Source organism: Streptomyces sp. NPDC020422 (assembly GCF_044386705.1).
Taxonomy (GTDB): Bacteria; Actinomycetota; Actinomycetes; order Streptomycetales; family Streptomycetaceae; genus Streptomyces.
Genome location: NZ_JBIRVJ010000004.1, coordinates 272901 through 288606, shown reverse-complemented (window position 1 = coordinate 288606; position 15706 = coordinate 272901). Strand labels below are relative to the sequence as shown.

The 15706-nt window shown below is 70.7% G+C and carries 11 protein-coding genes and 1 tRNA gene; 1 reads left to right on the top strand and 11 read right to left on the bottom strand.

The genetic code is table 11. The annotated features are described in order from the left end of the window. Window positions 1-6: 6 nt before the first annotated feature. On the top strand, window positions 7-1584 hold the full coding sequence (locus ACH414_RS12110) for a protein kinase (RefSeq protein ID WP_398941693.1): 1578 nt from the start codon (window positions 7-9) through the stop codon (window positions 1582-1584). Here the strand turns inward: ACH414_RS12110 and ACH414_RS12105 are convergent. From ACH414_RS12105 to dnaA, 11 genes are all read right to left on the bottom strand, one after another. Further along, window positions 1571-2857, bottom strand: coding sequence for a hypothetical protein (locus ACH414_RS12105; RefSeq protein ID WP_398941692.1), 1287 nt, complete (start codon window positions 2855-2857; stop codon window positions 1571-1573). The two genes, ACH414_RS12110 and ACH414_RS12105, sit on opposite strands and share 14 nt — an antisense overlap. Window positions 2858-3018: 161 nt before the next feature. Next, complete coding sequence (locus ACH414_RS12100) at window positions 3019-3153, bottom strand: DLW-39 family protein (protein ID WP_003958712.1); 135 nt, start codon at window positions 3151-3153, stop codon at window positions 3019-3021. A gap of 145 nt (window positions 3154-3298) precedes the next feature. After that, window positions 3299-3372 (bottom strand) — tRNA-Ile (locus tag ACH414_RS12095). Between the two features lie 99 nt (window positions 3373-3471). Continuing rightward, window positions 3472-4131: a DUF3566 domain-containing protein gene (locus ACH414_RS12090; protein ID WP_382539093.1), complete on the bottom strand. Its 660-nt coding sequence runs from the start codon at window positions 4129-4131 to the stop codon at window positions 3472-3474. Between the two features lie 3 nt (window positions 4132-4134). Beyond that, window positions 4135-6732 carry a DNA gyrase subunit A gene (gene gyrA / locus ACH414_RS12085; RefSeq protein WP_382539090.1) on the bottom strand — a complete coding sequence of 866 codons (2598 nt, stop codon included), beginning with the start codon at window positions 6730-6732 and terminating at the stop codon, window positions 4135-4137. A 41-nt stretch (window positions 6733-6773) separates the two neighbouring features. After that, entirely contained in the window at window positions 6774-8804 is a 2031-nt protein-coding gene (gene gyrB / locus ACH414_RS12080) for a DNA topoisomerase (ATP-hydrolyzing) subunit B (RefSeq protein WP_382539087.1), read from the bottom strand. A 345-nt stretch (window positions 8805-9149) separates the two neighbouring features. Further along, window positions 9150-9716 (bottom strand): DUF721 domain-containing protein, encoded by a 567-nt coding sequence (locus tag ACH414_RS12075; protein WP_382539084.1) that lies wholly within the window; start codon window positions 9714-9716, stop codon window positions 9150-9152. Beyond that, the gene (gene recF, locus ACH414_RS12070) at window positions 9713-10834 is read right to left on the bottom strand and encodes a DNA replication/repair protein RecF (RefSeq protein WP_382539081.1); all 1122 of its coding nucleotides are present in this window, start codon (window positions 10832-10834) and stop codon (window positions 9713-9715) included. The genes ACH414_RS12075 and recF overlap by 4 nt, the downstream gene beginning before the upstream one ends. 59 nt (window positions 10835-10893) lie before the next feature. Then, the gene (gene gnd, locus ACH414_RS12065) at window positions 10894-11772 is read right to left on the bottom strand and encodes a phosphogluconate dehydrogenase (NAD(+)-dependent, decarboxylating) (protein ID WP_382539078.1); all 879 of its coding nucleotides are present in this window, start codon (window positions 11770-11772) and stop codon (window positions 10894-10896) included. Between the two features lie 79 nt (window positions 11773-11851). Then, window positions 11852-12982: a DNA polymerase III subunit beta gene (gene dnaN, locus ACH414_RS12060; protein WP_041130169.1), complete on the bottom strand. Its 1131-nt coding sequence runs from the start codon at window positions 12980-12982 to the stop codon at window positions 11852-11854. An 861-nt stretch (window positions 12983-13843) separates the two neighbouring features. Beyond that, window positions 13844-15667, bottom strand: coding sequence for a chromosomal replication initiator protein DnaA (gene dnaA, locus ACH414_RS12055; protein WP_398941688.1), 1824 nt, complete (start codon window positions 15665-15667; stop codon window positions 13844-13846). Between the last annotated feature and the right edge of the window lie 39 nt (window positions 15668-15706).

Genomic DNA, 15706 nt, shown 5'->3' with positions numbered 1-15706 from the left:
AGCGCGATGGGTGAGGTCTTCGCCGGTCGGTACGAGCTGGTCGACCCGGTCGGACGCGGTGGGGTCGGCGCGGTCTGGCGCGCCTGGGACCACCGCCGGCGCCGCTACGTGGCGGCCAAGGTGCTCCAGCAGAGCGACGCCCACACCCTCCTGCGCTTCGTCCGCGAGCAGGCGCTCAGGATCGACCACCCGCACGTCCTCGCCCCGGCCAGCTGGGCCGCGGACGACGACAAGGTCCTCTTCACGATGGACCTCGTGGCGGGCGGCTCCCTCGCCCACGTCATAGGGGACTACGGGGCGCTGCCGCCCCGCTACGTGTGCACCCTGCTCGACCAGTTGCTGTCCGGACTCGCCGCGGTGCACGCGGAGGGGGTCGTGCACCGTGACATCAAGCCGGCCAACATCCTGCTCGACGTCACCGGAACCGGACGGCCGCACCTGCGGCTGTCCGACTTCGGCATCTCGATGCGCAAGGGCGAACCGCGGCTCACCGAGACCGACTACGTGGTGGGGACGCCCGGCTACTTCGCGCCCGAGCAACTGCGGGGCGCCGAACCGGACTTCCCCGCCGACCTGTTCGCCGTCGGCCTGGTCGCGCTCTACCTGCTCCAGGGCCGCAAGCCGGACTCCCAGGCCCTCGTGGAGTACTTCCTGGCGCACGGCACCCCGGGCGCCCCGCAGGGCATACCGGAGCCCCTGTGGCAGGTCCTGGCCGGGCTGCTCCAGCCCGACCCGCAGGCCCGCTTCCGGACCGCCACGGGCGCCCGCAAGGCGCTGAACGCGGCCGTCGAGCTGCTGCCCGAGCCGGCCCCGGGCGAGGAGCCGGGCCAGGCCGCCGGGGCCGCCGAGGCCGCCGAGGTCGTCGAGATCTTCGACCAGATCGGCCCGCTGCCGCCCGGCTTCGGCCCGAACGGCCCGGAGAGGACGCCTCCGGCCGTCCAGCAGCCGCCCGCCGCCGTCCAGCAGCCGCCCGCCGCCGTACAGCAGCCGCCCGCCGCCGTCCAGCAGCCGCCCGCCGCCGTCCAGCAGCCGCCCGCCGTCCAGCCGCCACAGGCCGTCCAGCCGCCGCGACAGGCCGAGCCCGCGCCCGAGGTCCAGCAGAGCCTGCCTCCGCACCTGCCCGGCCCCTCGGAGACCGGCAGCTTCCACCTGCCCCCGCCGCCCCAGGTACCCGAGGCACCCCAGACGCCCCAGAGGCCCGCGGGCCCGCCGACACAGCCGGCCACCGTGCCGCCGCCCGCGGCCCACGGAATGGTTCGCACCCCGGTCAACGCACCGGTCCACGCACCGGCCCACGCGCCGCTCCCCACCTCGACGCCCGCCCCGGCGCCCGCCCCCGCGCAGCCCCCGGCGCACGCGGCGCCGGGCGCCCCCGGCGCGCTCCCCCTGTCGACTCCCCCGCCGCGGTCCCCCGCCTCCTTCGCGCAGGCCCCCACGTCCACGGTGCCGTACGAGCCGGGCCCGGCCCAGGCCGTCGTCGTTCCCGCGCGCCGCCCGGGGCCGCCCGCGAAGGTGGCGGTCCCGGTGCTGTTCGCCGCGCTGGTCTGCTTCGCCGTGGGGATCTGGGCGCTCATCCAGGCGTAGGCCCGCCGCCCGCCCGCCGGGCCAGCAGCCACCAGGCCCCGAGGCCCAGCAGCAGGACGGTGCCGGTGCCGATCCCGGCGGCGCCGACCAGCCGCAGGGTGGCGCCGTCGGCGGCCTCGGCCCCGCTCAGCCCGCCGGCGGCCGCCTCCCGGTCGTCGCCGGTGACCGCGAAGGGCCCGGGGTCCCCGTCGTACGGGGGAGCCGCCCCGGCCTGCCCGGTGACGTTCACCTTCAGGACCAGCGGCAGGGGCTTGTCCCCGTAACCCTCGGCGATCTCCGGGCTGAGCGTGGCCGACAGGTAGTACCAGCCGGCGAAGCGCATGGCGCTCGTGCCGTCGTTCGAGGAGAAGCGGTTCTCGAAGGCCACCGGCCGCTGCGGGGCGAGCGCCATGGTCGCCGGCTCGCCGGCGTAGCTCACGGACTGGCTGTCGACGTGGCCGCCGGCGGGGTTCTCCAGGGAGAGCAGCAGCGCACCGCTCACACGGGTGTCGGAGGCCGGGCTGCTGCCCAGCTCGGCGGTGGCGAAGAGCTGCTGGCCCCAGTCGACGGGGACCCGGTAGAAGACGGTCTGGCCCGGACTGATGTCCGTACGCCACTCGCCCTGGCGTACGGCGGTCGCCTCGCGGAACCCGGCGCCGCCGTCCCGCCGCTGCGGCCCGCCGGCGGGCGGCTGGGGCGTGCCCGAGGGCCAGTGCTCCGGGAGCGCCGTCGGGCCTGCGCTCCGTACCCCCGGCTCGGTCAGGAAGCGCAGCTCCAGATCCCAGTCGGCGGGGTCGGAGTCCTCGGCAGCGTCCCGCTCGACGAGGACGTAGTACGCGCCCGCGTGCCGGCAGGTGGTGGCCCCCGGGGTGATGGTGCGGTGGGCGTAGGCGGTGACCGGGTGGGCGTACTCGGCGCCGAGGTGGGTGCTCTGGTAGCCGCAGTCCGTGCCGGAGCCGTCCTCCATGCTCACCTTGATGCGGTCGCCGTACGCGGCCTTTCCGCTGCCCCTGGGGACGGCCACGACCGAGACGTACGCGTTCTGCTCCGCGTCGAGATCGACCCGGTAGTAGAGCTTGGCGCCCTTTCCGAGGGTGTCCCGGTAGCTCTGCCCGGGCTTCAACTGCTCGGCGTCCAGGTTGGATACGGCGCCCTTCACCGGCTGGGCCCCGCCGTCGAAGGCGTAGCCGCCGCCCTCGGAAGCCGCCCGTGCCGCGCCGGGCAGCGCGACGGCCGCGCAGGCCGCCGCGGCCAGCACTGCCGCCGTACGGCCCCTGCCCCGTTGCCTCTTCACGCGCTCCCCCCGTCGTCGCCGTGCCGGCCCAATCCTGCCCGTCCGCCGGACCGCGACCCAAGGGCTTTGCGTGAGCAAGCCGATTGTTCGCCACCGCGAACAGCACGAGGCCCCGGCCGCTCAAAGCGGCCGGGGCCTCGTACGTACAGACGGTTTTCGTCTCACACACCCGAACCTGCGGGCACGGAGTCGGTCGCCTCCGTCCACAGATCCTGCTCGGCGCGATCCGCCTGGATCTGGCGGTACACGAGGAGCCCGCCGATGGCGGCCAGTGCGACCAGGAGAAGCTTCTTCACCGCGCGACCTCGTCTTTCGTTGACGTAGGAGACTTCTGACGCCCACTCTACACACCGACCGATACCGATCAGTGACCTAGGCCGCCAACGCGTCCGGCAAAGCAATCGGCCCGGACGGGTGAACCGTCCGGGCCGATCTTGTCTGTGGGGCTAACAGGATTTGAACCTGTGGCCTCATCCTTATCAGGGATGCGCTCTAACCAACTGAGCTATAGCCCCGCCGCGCTTTGCGGTGTGTGTCCCGCGCGCTGACTCCTGAAGATTAGCGCACCAGGGGGCCAGTCCCAAAATCGGTTCCTGCACCGGCCCCCTCGCGGGTCACTCGTCCTCGGCGAGCGTCAGCTCCACACCGCCCACGAAGCCGGCCGACAGGTTGTAGATGAACGCCCCGAGCGTGGCCAGCGCCGTCATCAGGACGACGTCGATCACGGCGATCACCGAGGTGAACAGCAGCACCCGCGGCAGCGACAGGAAGGACTGCAGGTCGAAGCCGTTGGACTCGTTGGAGCCGGTGGCCTCGCTGATCGTGCCGCCCACGGTCGAGAAGACGCCCATGGCGTCCATGACCATCCACAGCACCGCCGCGGCCACGATCGTGCAGATGCCCAGCGCGATGGAGAGCAGGAAGCTCACCTTCATCACCGACCACGGATCGGCCTTGGCCACCCGCAGCCGTGCCTTGCGCGTGCGCGGCGTGGTCCGCGCGCCCGTGCGCGGCTTGCGCACGGCGGCCGTGTTCTGACCGGCACCCGTCCCGCCCTGCGCCGGGTAGGCCTGCGGCGGGTGATACGGCCCGCTCTGCTGCGCCTGGCCCCCCGCGCGCTCGCCGGGCAGCGGCCCGTTGTACGTGTCGTACGAGGGCCTCTGCCCCCGAGTGTCCGTCACCGTAACCCCCTGGGAGTCCGTGGCGGAGCCACGGGCACCGCTCGATCCTGCGGACCGGCCGTCGGCCGAACCGGCGCCCGTGGCTCCACTCACGCTCTACTCCTCGTGCTCCCCGGTCGCGGGCTCCGTGCCCTCGACCGCCTCGACCGACTCGACCGCATCGGCGCCGTCGACCGCCTCGGCGTCGACGTCCTCGTCCTCGCCACCGGCCTCGGCGTTGCGCGCGATGCCGACGACGGCGTCGCGCTTGCCCAGGTTGATCAGCTGGACGCCCATGGTGTCACGGCCGGTCTCCCTGACTTCGTTGACTCGCGTACGAATCACACCGCCGGACAGCGTGATGGCGAGGATCTCGTCGGTCTCCTCGACCACCAGCGCGCCCACGAGCGAGCCGCGGTCCTCCACGATCTTGGCGGCCTTGATGCCGAGGCCGCCGCGACCCTGGACGCGGTACTCGTCGACCGGGGTGCGCTTGGCATAGCCACCGTCGGTCGCGGTGAAGACGAAAGTACCCGGCCGGACGACATTCATCGAGAGAAGCTCGTCGTCCTCGCGGAAACTCATCCCCTTGACACCGGACGTCGCGCGTCCCATCGGGCGCAGCGCGTCGTCGGTGGCGGTGAAGCGGATCGACTGCGCCTTGCGGGAGACGAGCAGCAGGTCGTCCTCCGAGGAGACCAGCTCGGCGCCGATCAGCTCGTCGTCGCTGCCGTCCTCCCGCTCGCGCAGGTTGATCGCGATGACACCGCCGGAGCGCGGGGAGTCGTAGTCCTTCAGCGCCGTCTTCTTCACCAGGCCGGCCTTGGTGGCGAGCACCAGGTAGGGCGCGGCCTCGTAGTCGCGGATCGCCAGGATCTGCGCGATCTGCTCGTCCGGCTGGAAGGCCAGCAGGTTGGCCACGTGCTGGCCGCGGGCGTCCCGGCCGGCGTCCGGCAGCTCGTACGCCTTGGCCCGGTAGACCCGGCCCTTGTTGGTGAAGAACAGCAGCCAGTTGTGGGTCGTGGTGACGAAGAAGTGGTCGACGATGTCGTCCTGCTTCAGCTTGGTGCCGCGCACGCCCTTGCCGCCGCGCTTCTGCGAGCGGTAGTCCTCGGTCTTGGTGCGCTTCACATAGCCGCCACGCGTGATGGTGACGACGATGTCCTCCTCGGCGATCAGGTCCTCGATGGACATGTCACCGTCGAAGGGAACCAGCTTGGAGCGGCGGTCGTCGCCGAAGCGCTCGACGAGGGCGGCGAGCTCCTCGCTGACGATGGTCCGCTGCTTGGCCGGCGAGGCCAGGATCGCGTTGTACTCGTCGATCTTCGCCTGGAGCTCGTCGTGCTCGGCGACGATCTTCTGGCGCTCCAGGGCGGCGAGCCGGCGCAGCTGCATCTCGAGGATGGCGTTGGCCTGGATCTCGTCGATCTCCAGCAGGCCCATCAGGCCGGTGCGGGCGACCTCGACGGTGTCGCTGCGCCGGATGAGCGCGATGACCTCGTCGATGGCGTCGAGCGCCTTGAGCAGACCGCGCAGGATGTGGGCGCGCTCCTCGGCCTTGCGCAGCCGGAACTTCGTCCGGCGGACGATGACCTCGATCTGGTGCGTCACCCAGTGGCGGATGAAGGCGTCCAGCGAGAGGGTGCGCGGCACGCCGTCGACGAGCGCCAGCATGTTCGCGCCGAAGTTCGTCTGCAGGTCGGTGTGCTTGTACAGGTTGTTGAGGACGACCTTGGCGACGGCGTCGCGCTTGAGCACGATGACGAGGCGCTGGCCGGTGCGCGAGGAGGTCTCGTCGCGGACGTCGGCGATGCCGCCGATCTTGCCGTCCTTGACGAGGTCGGCGATCTTCTGCGCGAGGTTGTCCGGGTTGGTCTGGTACGGGAGCTCCGTGACCACCAGGCACTGGCGGTTCTGGATCTCCTCGACCTCGACGACCGCGCGCATCGTGATGGAGCCGCGACCGGTGCGGTACGCCTCCTCGATGCCCTTGCGGCCGACGACGAGCGCGCCGGTCGGGAAGTCGGGGCCCTTGATCCGCTCGATCAGCGCGTCGAGGAGCTCCTCGTGGCTGGCGTCGGGGTGCTCCAGCGCCCACTGGGCACCGGCCGCGACCTCGCGCAGGTTGTGCGGCGGGATGTTGGTGGCCATACCGACGGCGATACCGGCGGAGCCGTTGACCAGGAGGTTCGGGAACCGGGCCGGCAGGACCGTCGGCTCCTGGTTGCGGCCGTCGTAGTTGTCCGTGAAGTCGACGGTCTCCTCGTCGATGTCGCGGAGCATCTCCATCGACAGCGGCGCCATCTTGCACTCGGTGTAGCGCATGGCGGCGGCGGGGTCGTTGCCCGGGGAGCCGAAGTTGCCGTTGGAGTCGACCAGCGGCATCCGCATCGACCAGGGCTGGGCGAGGCGGACGAGCGCGTCGTAGATCGAGGAGTCGCCGTGCGGGTGGTACGTGCCCATGACGTCGCCGACGACGCGGGCGCACTTGTAGAAGCCCTTCTCGGGCCGGTAGCCGCCGTCGTACATCGCGTACAGCACGCGCCGGTGCACGGGCTTGAGGCCGTCCCGTACGTCGGGCAGCGCGCGGGACACGATGACGGACATCGCGTAGTCGAGGTACGAGCGCTGCATCTCGGTCTCGAGCCCGACGGGCTCGATCCGCAGCACAGGCTCCTGCTCTTCGGTGGTGCCGGAGGTGTTTTCGTCGGCCATTGCTGGTCGTCAGTCCTTTCGTACGGTCAGCTGAGACCGACTCAGATGTCGAGGAAGCGAACGTCCTTGGCGTTGCGCTGGATGAACGAGCGCCGTGCCTCGACGTCCTCGCCCATCAGCACCGAGAACAGGTCGTCGGCCTGGGCGGCGTCGTCCAGGGTGACCTGGCCGAGCACGCGGTGCTCGACGTCCATGGTGGTGACGCGCAGCTCCTCGGCGTTCATCTCACCGAGACCCTTGAAGCGCTGGATCGAGTCTTCCTTGATCCGCTTGCCGTTCTGCTTGCCCAGCTCGACCAGGGCGTCGCGCTCACGGTCCGAGTACGCGTACTCGAAGTCGTCCCGGCCCCACTTGATCTTGTAGAGCGGCGGGCGGGAGAGGTAGACGTGCCCGGCCTCGACCAGCGGCCGCATGAAGCGGAACAGGAAGGTCAGCAGCAGGGTGTTGATGTGCTGACCGTCGACGTCGGCGTCCGCCATCAGGATGATCTTGTGATAGCGGAGCTTCTCGATGTCGAAGTCCTCGTGCACACCGGTGCCGAAGGCGGAGATCAGCGCCTGGACCTCGGTGTTCTGCAGGATCTTGTCGACGCGGGCCTTCTCGACGTTCAGGATCTTGCCGCGGATGGGCAGGATGGCCTGGTACATCGGGTTGCGGCCGGACTTGGCCGAGCCGCCGGCGGAGTCACCCTCGACGATGAAGATCTCGCACTTGGTGGGATCGTTCGACTGGCAGTCGGAGAGCTTGCCCGGGAGGGACGCCGACTCCAGCAGACCCTTGCGGCGGGTCAGGTCACGGGCCTTGCGCGCGGCCACGCGCGCGGTGGCGGCCGTGATGCCCTTGCGGATGATGTCCGCGGCCTCGTTCGGGTTGCGGTCGAACCAGTCCGTGAGGTGCTCGTGCACGACCTTCTGGACGAAGGTCTTCGCCTCGGTGTTGCCCAGCTTGGTCTTGGTCTGGCCCTCGAACTGCGGCTCACCGATCTTGATCGAGATGATCGCGGTGAGGCCCTCGCGGATGTCGTCGCCCGTGAGGTTGTCGTCCTTCTCGCGGAGCAGCTTCTTCTCGCGCGCGTACTTGTTGACGAGCGTCGTCAGCGCGGCGCGGAAGCCCTCCTCGTGCGTACCGCCCTCGTGGGTGTGGATCGTGTTCGCGAAGGAGTACACGCCCTCGCTGTACGAGGAGTTCCACTGCATCGCGATCTCGACCGAGAGCAGGCGCTCCTTGTCCTCGGCCTCGACGTCGATGACGGTCGGGTGGATCAGCTCGCCCTTGCGCGAGTTGAGGTACTTCACGAAGTCGACGATGCCGCCCTCGTAGTGGTACTTCACCGTGCGCGCGCTGGGCTCCGCGGCGGCCTCGGCGTCCGGGTCGTCGGCGCCGACCGTGGCCTTGGCGGACTCGCGCTCGTCGGTGAGCGTGATCGTCAGGCCCTTGTTGAGGAAGGCCATCTCCTGGAAGCGGCGCGAGAGCGTCTCGAAGGAGTACTCGACCGTCTCGAAGATGTCCGGGTCGGACCAGAAGGTGACCGAGGTGCCGGTCTCGTCGGTCGCCTCGTGCTGCGCGAGGGGCGCGGTCGGGGCGCCCATCTTGTAGTCCTGCGTCCAGCGGTAGCCGTCGGTCTTGATCTCGACCGAGACCTTGGTGGAGAGGGCGTTGACGACGGAGACACCCACGCCGTGCAGACCACCGGAGACCGCGTACCCGCCGCCGCCGAACTTGCCGCCCGCGTGGAGGACGGTCAGCACGACCTCGACGGCCGGCTTGCCCTCGGACTCGACGATGCCGACGGGGATGCCGCGGCCGTTGTCGACGACGCGGACGCCGCCGTCGGCCAGGATCGTGACGTCGATGGTGTCCGCGTGACCGGCCAGGGCTTCGTCGACGGAGTTGTCGACGACCTCCTGCACCATGTGGTGCAGACCGCGCTCACCGGTCGAGCCGATGTACATGCCGGGGCGCTTGCGCACCGCATCCAGACCCTCGAGTACCTGGATGTTGCTGGCGGTGTACTGGTTGTTCTCGTTGGGGTTGCCGGAATCGGCCACGAAGCGCCCTTTCTGGCACAGCACAGGCCGTTCTCCGGGCATACGGGAGCGGCTGCGTCGTTCGACATGTTCCGCAGGGTGGCGGGATTGTCTCCCAGTCTACCGGTACCACTGACACTCATGGGGGTTTGCCGGTACCTGAATGCTCATGTGCCGCCCTCGGCGGGCGCGAGACGACTCCCCATATCCGGAGAGGGGCCCCAGAGGCCCTAGACGGCCACCTAGCGCTTTGGGTCGTGACCCGGTGTGGGCATGCGTTCCGCCGGCGCCGGGGTCCCCCCGGACGGAGCCCGGGAGAGGGTGGGCACGACGACGGCCGTGCGGCGCCCTTCCACGGGGACCCGCACCCCGAGAACCCGTACGGGCCGACTACCCGTAGGTGTCGCCAGGCCCGGTGGACCCGGGCGCCCGTAGGGGCCCGTATCCCCGCCGCGGCGCCCCGCCGGGCCCCAGCACCTTGATCATCCGCACGGTCCCGTGCCCGAGGTCCTCATTGAGCCGGGCCACCAACCGCGGGGCCAGCAACCGCAGCTGCGTCGCCCAGGCGGTGGAGTCGCACTGCACCGTGAGCACCCGCACCTCGGGGTCCTCGTCGTACTTCAGCGGCACGCAGTGCTTCGCCAGGTCCTCGCCCACGATCTGCGGCCAGCGCCCCATCACCCCGCCGACCGCCGCCGGCGTCTCCCAGCCCCGCTCGGTGATCAGCCGGTTGATCGCGGCGCCGAGCGCCATGGGGTCGCGCCCGTCGGCGCGCGCGCCGGAGCGCAGCCCGCCACCGCGCCGGGCCTGCTTCTTCTGCTGCGCCGCCGCGCCCCGCGCCCTGGCCTGCTCCTTCGCGGCCCGCAGCGCGACCCGCGCCAGGTCGACGCCGGACGGCTCCGGCGCGGCGGGAGCCGCGGGCTTGTCCACAGGCTGGGGAGAAGATTCCGTACTCATACCCGTTCCACCGCCCCACCGGAGACCGCGTACCGCGTCCCCGCGAGCACCCCCGGCACGTCGTCGTCGACGGCGGCCGTCACCAGGACCTGCTCGCCCGGCGCCACCAGCTCCGCGAGGCGTTCGCGTCGCCGCGCGTCGAGCTCGGCGAAGACGTCGTCGAGGACGAGGACCGGCTCGTTGCCCTCCGAGCGCAGCAGGTCGTACGAGGCGAGCCGCAGCGCCAGCGCGTACGACCAGGACTCGCCGTGGCTCGCGTACCCCTTGGCCGGCAGGTCGCCGAGCTTGAGGAGCAGTTCGTCGCGGTGCGGTCCGACCAGCGTGACGCCCCGCTCGATCTCCTGCTTGCGCACCTCGGCGAGCGCGGCGATCAGCTGCTCGTACAGCTCCTCGCGGCTGTGCCCGGAGCCCGGCGCGGACGGCTTGTACTCCAGCTGTACGGGCCCGCCGCCGGGCGCCAGCTGCTCGTACGCCTTGTCGGCGAGCGGGCGGAGCACCCCGATCAGGTCGAGCCGCTGGGCGAGCAGCTCGGCGCCCGCCCGGGCCAGGTGCTGGTCCCAGACGTCGAGGGTCGACAGGTCCATGGACCGGCCGCCGTGCCTGCGGGCCATGGCGGCGGACTTCAGGAGGGTGTTGCGCTGCTTGAGCACCCGCTCGTAGTCCGAGCGCACGCCCGCCATGCGCGGCGCGCGCGCCGTGATCAGCTCGTCGAGGAAGCGCCGCCGCTCACCGGGGTCGCCCTTGATCAGCGCCAGGTCCTCGGGCGCGAACAGCACCGTCCGTACGATTCCCAGCACGTCACGGGGCTTGACCTGCGAGGACCTGTTGATCCGGGCCCGGTTGGCCCGGCCGGGGTTGAGTTCGAGCTCGACCAGCTGGGAGCGCTCGCCCTGGGTGACGGCGGCCCGGATGACGGCCCGCTCCGCGCCCATGCGCACCAGCGGGGCGTCGGAGGCGACGCGGTGGCTGCCGAGGGTGGCGAGGTAGCCGACCGCCTCGACGAGATTGGTCTTGCCCTGGCCGTTCGCCCCCACGAACGCGGTGACGCCCGGATCGAGCGGGACCTCGACCCGGGCGTACGAGCGGAAGTCGGCCAGCGACAGATGCGTGACGTGCATGGTGGGCGCCGACCTTCTTCCCCCGGCGGCTGTGCACCGCGGGGTGCACAGCCTGTGGATTACTTCTTCGTCTCGACCGCGTGGCCGCCGAACTGGTTGCGCAGCGCGGCGATCATCTTCATCTGCGGGGAGTCGTCCTGACGCGAGGCGAACCGCGCGAACAGCGACGCGGTGATCGCCGGCAGCGGGACGGCGTTGTCGATGGCGGCCTCGACCGTCCACCGGCCCTCGCCGGAGTCCGACGCGTAGCCGCGCAGCTTGTCCAGGTGCTCGTCCTCGTCGAGGGCGTTGACCGCGAGGTCCAGCAGCCAGGAGCGGATGACCGTGCCCTCCTGCCAGGAGCGGAAGACCTCGCGCACGTCGGTGACGGAGTCGACCTTCTCCAGGAGCTCCCAGCCCTCGGCGTAGGCCTGCATCATGGCGTACTCGATGCCGTTGTGGACCATCTTCGCGAAGTGGCCGGCGCCGACCTTGCCGGCGTGGACCGAGCCGAACTCGCCCTCGGGCTTGAGCGCGTCGAAGATCGGCTGGACGCGGGCCACGTGCTCGGCGTCGCCGCCGTACATCAGCGCGTAGCCGTTCTCCAGGCCCCAGACACCGCCGGAGACGCCGCAGTCGACGAAGCCGATGCCCTTGGCCGCGAGCTCCTCGGCGTGCTTCTCGTCGTCGGTCCAGCGGGAGTTGCCGCCGTCGACGACGATGTCGCCGGGGGAGAGCAGCTCGGAGAGCTCGTCGATGGTGGACTGGGTCGCGGCACCGGCCGGGACCATCACCCACACGACGCGCGGACCCTTGAGCTTGCCCACAAGTTCTTCGAGGCTGGGGACATCGGCGAGGTCCGGGTTGCGGTCGTACCCGATGACGGTGTGGCCTGCGCGGCGGATGCGCTCGCGCATGTTGCCGCCCATCTTGCCGAGACCGACGAGACCGAGCTCCATCAGATGATTCCTTAAGCGTCGTGTGCGGTTCGTACCCGCGTCCGAGCCTACGCCCGGACGCGGGTGCACACCTGTGGGGTCAGCCGCTCAGGCGTACCGGCATGATCAGGTACTTGTAGGCCTCGTCCGCCTCCGCGTCGAGCGCCGGCTTGCCGCTCAGCAGCGCCGGCTTCGTGGAGGTGGTGAAGGAGAGCTGGGCGACCGGCGAGTCGATCGCGCTCAGGCCGTCCAGCAGGAAGGTCGGGTTGAAGGCGATCGAGATGTCGTCGCCGTCCAGCTGCGCGTCCACCCGCTCCACAGCCTGTGCGTCGTCGCTGGAGCCGGCCTCCAGGATGAGCACGCCCTGCTCGAAGCTGAGCCGGACCGGGGTGTTGCGCTCGGCCACCAGGGCCACGCGCTTGACGGCCTCGACGAAGGGGGCGGTCTCGATCACCGCGACCGAGTTGAACTCGGTGGGGAAGAGCGTCCGGTACTTCGGCAGGTCGCCCTCGAGCAGGCGGGTGGTGGTGCGGCGGCCCGCGCCCTCGAAGCCGATCAGGCCCTCGCCCTTGCCGGAGCCGGAGAGCGCCAGGGTGACGGTGTCGCCGCTGGTCAGCGCCTTGGCGGTGTCCAGCAGGGTCTTCGCGGGCACCAGGGCGACCGCGGAGGCGTCCGGGGACTCCGGCTTCCACAGGAACTCGCGGACCGCGAAGCGGTAGCGGTCGGTGGAGGCCAGGGTGACCGTGTCGCCCTCGATCTCGATGCGCACACCGGTGAGCACGGGCAGCGTGTCGTCGCGGCCGGCGGCGATGGCCACCTGGGCGGCGGCGGAGGCGAAGACCTCACCGGGCACGGTGCCGGTCGCGGTGGGCATCTCCGGCAGCGCCGGGTACTCCTCCACAGGCAGGGTGTGGAGGGTGAAGCGGGAGGAGCCGCAGACGACGGTCGCCCGTACACCGTCTGTGGAGATCTCCACCGGACGGTTGGGGAGGGCGCGGCAGATGTCGGCGAGCAGGCGGCCGGAGACCAGGACGGTGCCGTCCTCCTCGACCTCGGCCTCGACGGAGACCCGGGCCGAGACCTCGTAGTCGAAGCTGGAGAAGCTCAGCGCGCCGTCCTCGGCCTTCAGCAGAAGGCCCGCGAGTACGGGCGCCGGCGGACGGGCCGGAAGGCTGCGGGCCACCCACGCCACCGCCTCCGCGAGTACATCGCGCTCCACCCGGATCTTCACCGGAACCGCCTCCTGCTTGTTGCTGGCTCTTCGTCGACTGCGGGAACCAGTCTGACGTACGCCACCGACACTCGGTGCGGCTCGGGGTCAAGTCGCGACAAGAGGTCGCCGAGGCTCCGGGCTCGAGTTGTGCACAGGCCCCGCTTCGAAGCGGATTCCGAGCTAACTCTCTGTGGGAGTAGTAGTAGGGGCTGTGGAAACCGTGGATAACGCTGTTCGCGCAGGTCAGCGCCGGTTTTTTGTCCACCGACCCTGTGGGTGGCACCCGTGGACAACCGGGCCTTTCTGTGGACACACGAAAGTTCTGCACACCCGATTCACAGGGCATGGGGAGTTCTCCCCAGTGCTGTCCCCAGCTTTCCCCAGGTTCCCCACAGCCCAAACGTCTTCCTTGGTGTGACGGCTTTCACTCGGTGCGGTGAGCGGGGGTGTTTCGTTGCCGAACAGTGGACAGCGGTGTGGAGAAGCTGTGGGCAACCGACCGCGCCCTGTGGGCGGGCGGTGGACAACCGCTCGGGGCCCCTGTGGACGAAGATTTCATCCACAGGCTGTGGAGATCGTTTGCCAACAATTCCACAGGCGTCTGAGCTGCGGTGATGCCAGGTCAGACGGTCACCCTGTGGATGCAATCCGGATAACTCGGCAGTCCCCACCCTGTGGACGGAAGATCATCCCCCAATCTGTGGAGAACCCGCCACCGGATCGAGGTAATCGAACAGCGGGGTCTCGTACACAGGTGTGCACAGCGCACGGGCGCGCGCCCGCGAGGCGGCTTCCCGCGCCCCTGGGAACGCCGAAGGGCGCCCCGGGAGGTGTCCCTGGGGCGCCCTTCGGCGGTGTACGGGGGCCGCTGCGGTCGTCTCAGCCGTTCTTGATGCGGTTGGTCAGCTCGGTCACCTGGTTGTAGATGGACCGCCGCTCGGCCATCAGCGCGCGGATCTTGCGGTCGGCGTGCATGACCGTGGTGTGGTCCCGGCCGCCGAACTGCGCGCCGATCTTCGGCAGCGAGAGATCGGTGAGCTCCCGGCACAGGTACATCGCGATCTGCCGGGCCGTGACCAGCACCCGGCTGCGCGAGGAGCCGCACAGGTCCTCCACGGTCAGACCGAAGTAGTCCGCGGTCGCCGCCATGATCGCGCCGGCGGTGATCTCCGGCGCCGAGTCCTCACCGCCCGGGATCAGGTCCTTGAGGACGATCTCGGTGAGCCCGAGGTCCACCGGCTGCCGGTTGAGGCTCGCGAACGCGGTCACCCGGATCAGCGCGCCCTCCAGCTCGCGGATGTTCCGCGAGATCCGGGAGGCGATGAACTCGAGGACCTCCGGCGGGGCGTTCAGCTGCTCCTGGACCGCCTTCTTGCGCAGGATCGCGATCCGCGTCTCCAGCTCCGGCGGCTGCACATCGGTGGTCAGACCCCACTCGAAGCGGTTGCGGAGCCGGTCCTCCAGGGTCACCAGCTGCTTGGGCGGCCGGTCCGAGGAGAGCACGATCTGCTTGTTGGCGTTGTGGAGCGTGTTGAACGTGTGGAAGAACTCCTCCTGCGTCGACTCCTTGCTCGCGAGGAACTGGATGTCGTCGACCAGCAGGATGTCCACATCGCGGTAGCGCTTGCGGAAGGCGTCGCCCTTGCCGTCCCGGATCGAGTTGATGAACTCGTTGGTGAACTCCTCCGAGCTCACGTACCGCACCCGGGTGCCCGGGTAGAGGCTGCGGGCGTAGTGGCCGATCGCGTGCAGCAGATGGGTCTTGCCCAGGCCGGACTCGCCGTAGATGAAGAGCGGGTTGTACGCCTTCGCCGGCGCTTCGGCCACCGCGACCGCGGCCGCGTGCGCGAAGCGGTTCGAGGAACCGATCACGAACGTGTCGAAGAGGTACTTGGGGTTCAGGCGCGCATGCTGCTCGCCGGGCGCGCCGGGGCCGCCGCCGGCCGAGGAGCCGCCCATGCCGGGTCCGCCGGTCGGGCCGGTGGACATCGGGCCGGGCACGGGGCCGCCGGGGCGGGGACCCGGGCCGCCGCCCTGACCCTGCTGCTCCGCCCGCTCGCCGCGCTCGGGCCGCTGCGGCTGCTCGTAGGCCGAGGGCCGCTCGTCGTAGCGCGGCGGCTGCGGCTGCTGCGGGCGGGCCGTCGCGTACGGGTCGCGCTCCTGGAAGCCGCCGAGCCGCTGCTGCTGCCAGGACAGGTCCTCCTGGGCGCGCGGCCAGGAGCCGGGCTCGGGTCGCTGCTGCTGGTACTCGGGGTAGGCGGGCCGGGCGGTCGGCAGACCGTCGTCCGGCATCGGGCGCCCGTAGTCGTCGTACTTCTCGTACTTCTCGTAGCCGCCGTAGGGCTCCGCCGGCGGCCGCTCGTCATAGCGCTGCGGCGGCTGGGGCTGCGGCGCCTGCCGGGCGGGCGGCGCCGGCGGGGTCGGCTCGCCGACCGAGTCGTCGACGGTGATCGCGATCCGGATCGGGCGCCCGCAGGCGTGGCTGAGCGCCTCACTGATGAGCGGGGCGAGCCGGCCCTCCAGGACCTGCTTGCCGTATTCGTTGGGGACCGCGAGCAGGGCCGTGTCGGCCACCAGCGCCAGCGGCTGGCAGCGCTCGATCCACTGCTTGTCCTTGGTCTCGATGCCCTGCTGGCCCTCGCCGAGAAGTTGTTCCAGGACGCGCGGCCACACTGCGGCAAGATCGGCAGGTACGTCAGCCACGGGGCACGCTTCCTCGCAGGTCCCACGAATGTGTGGTTC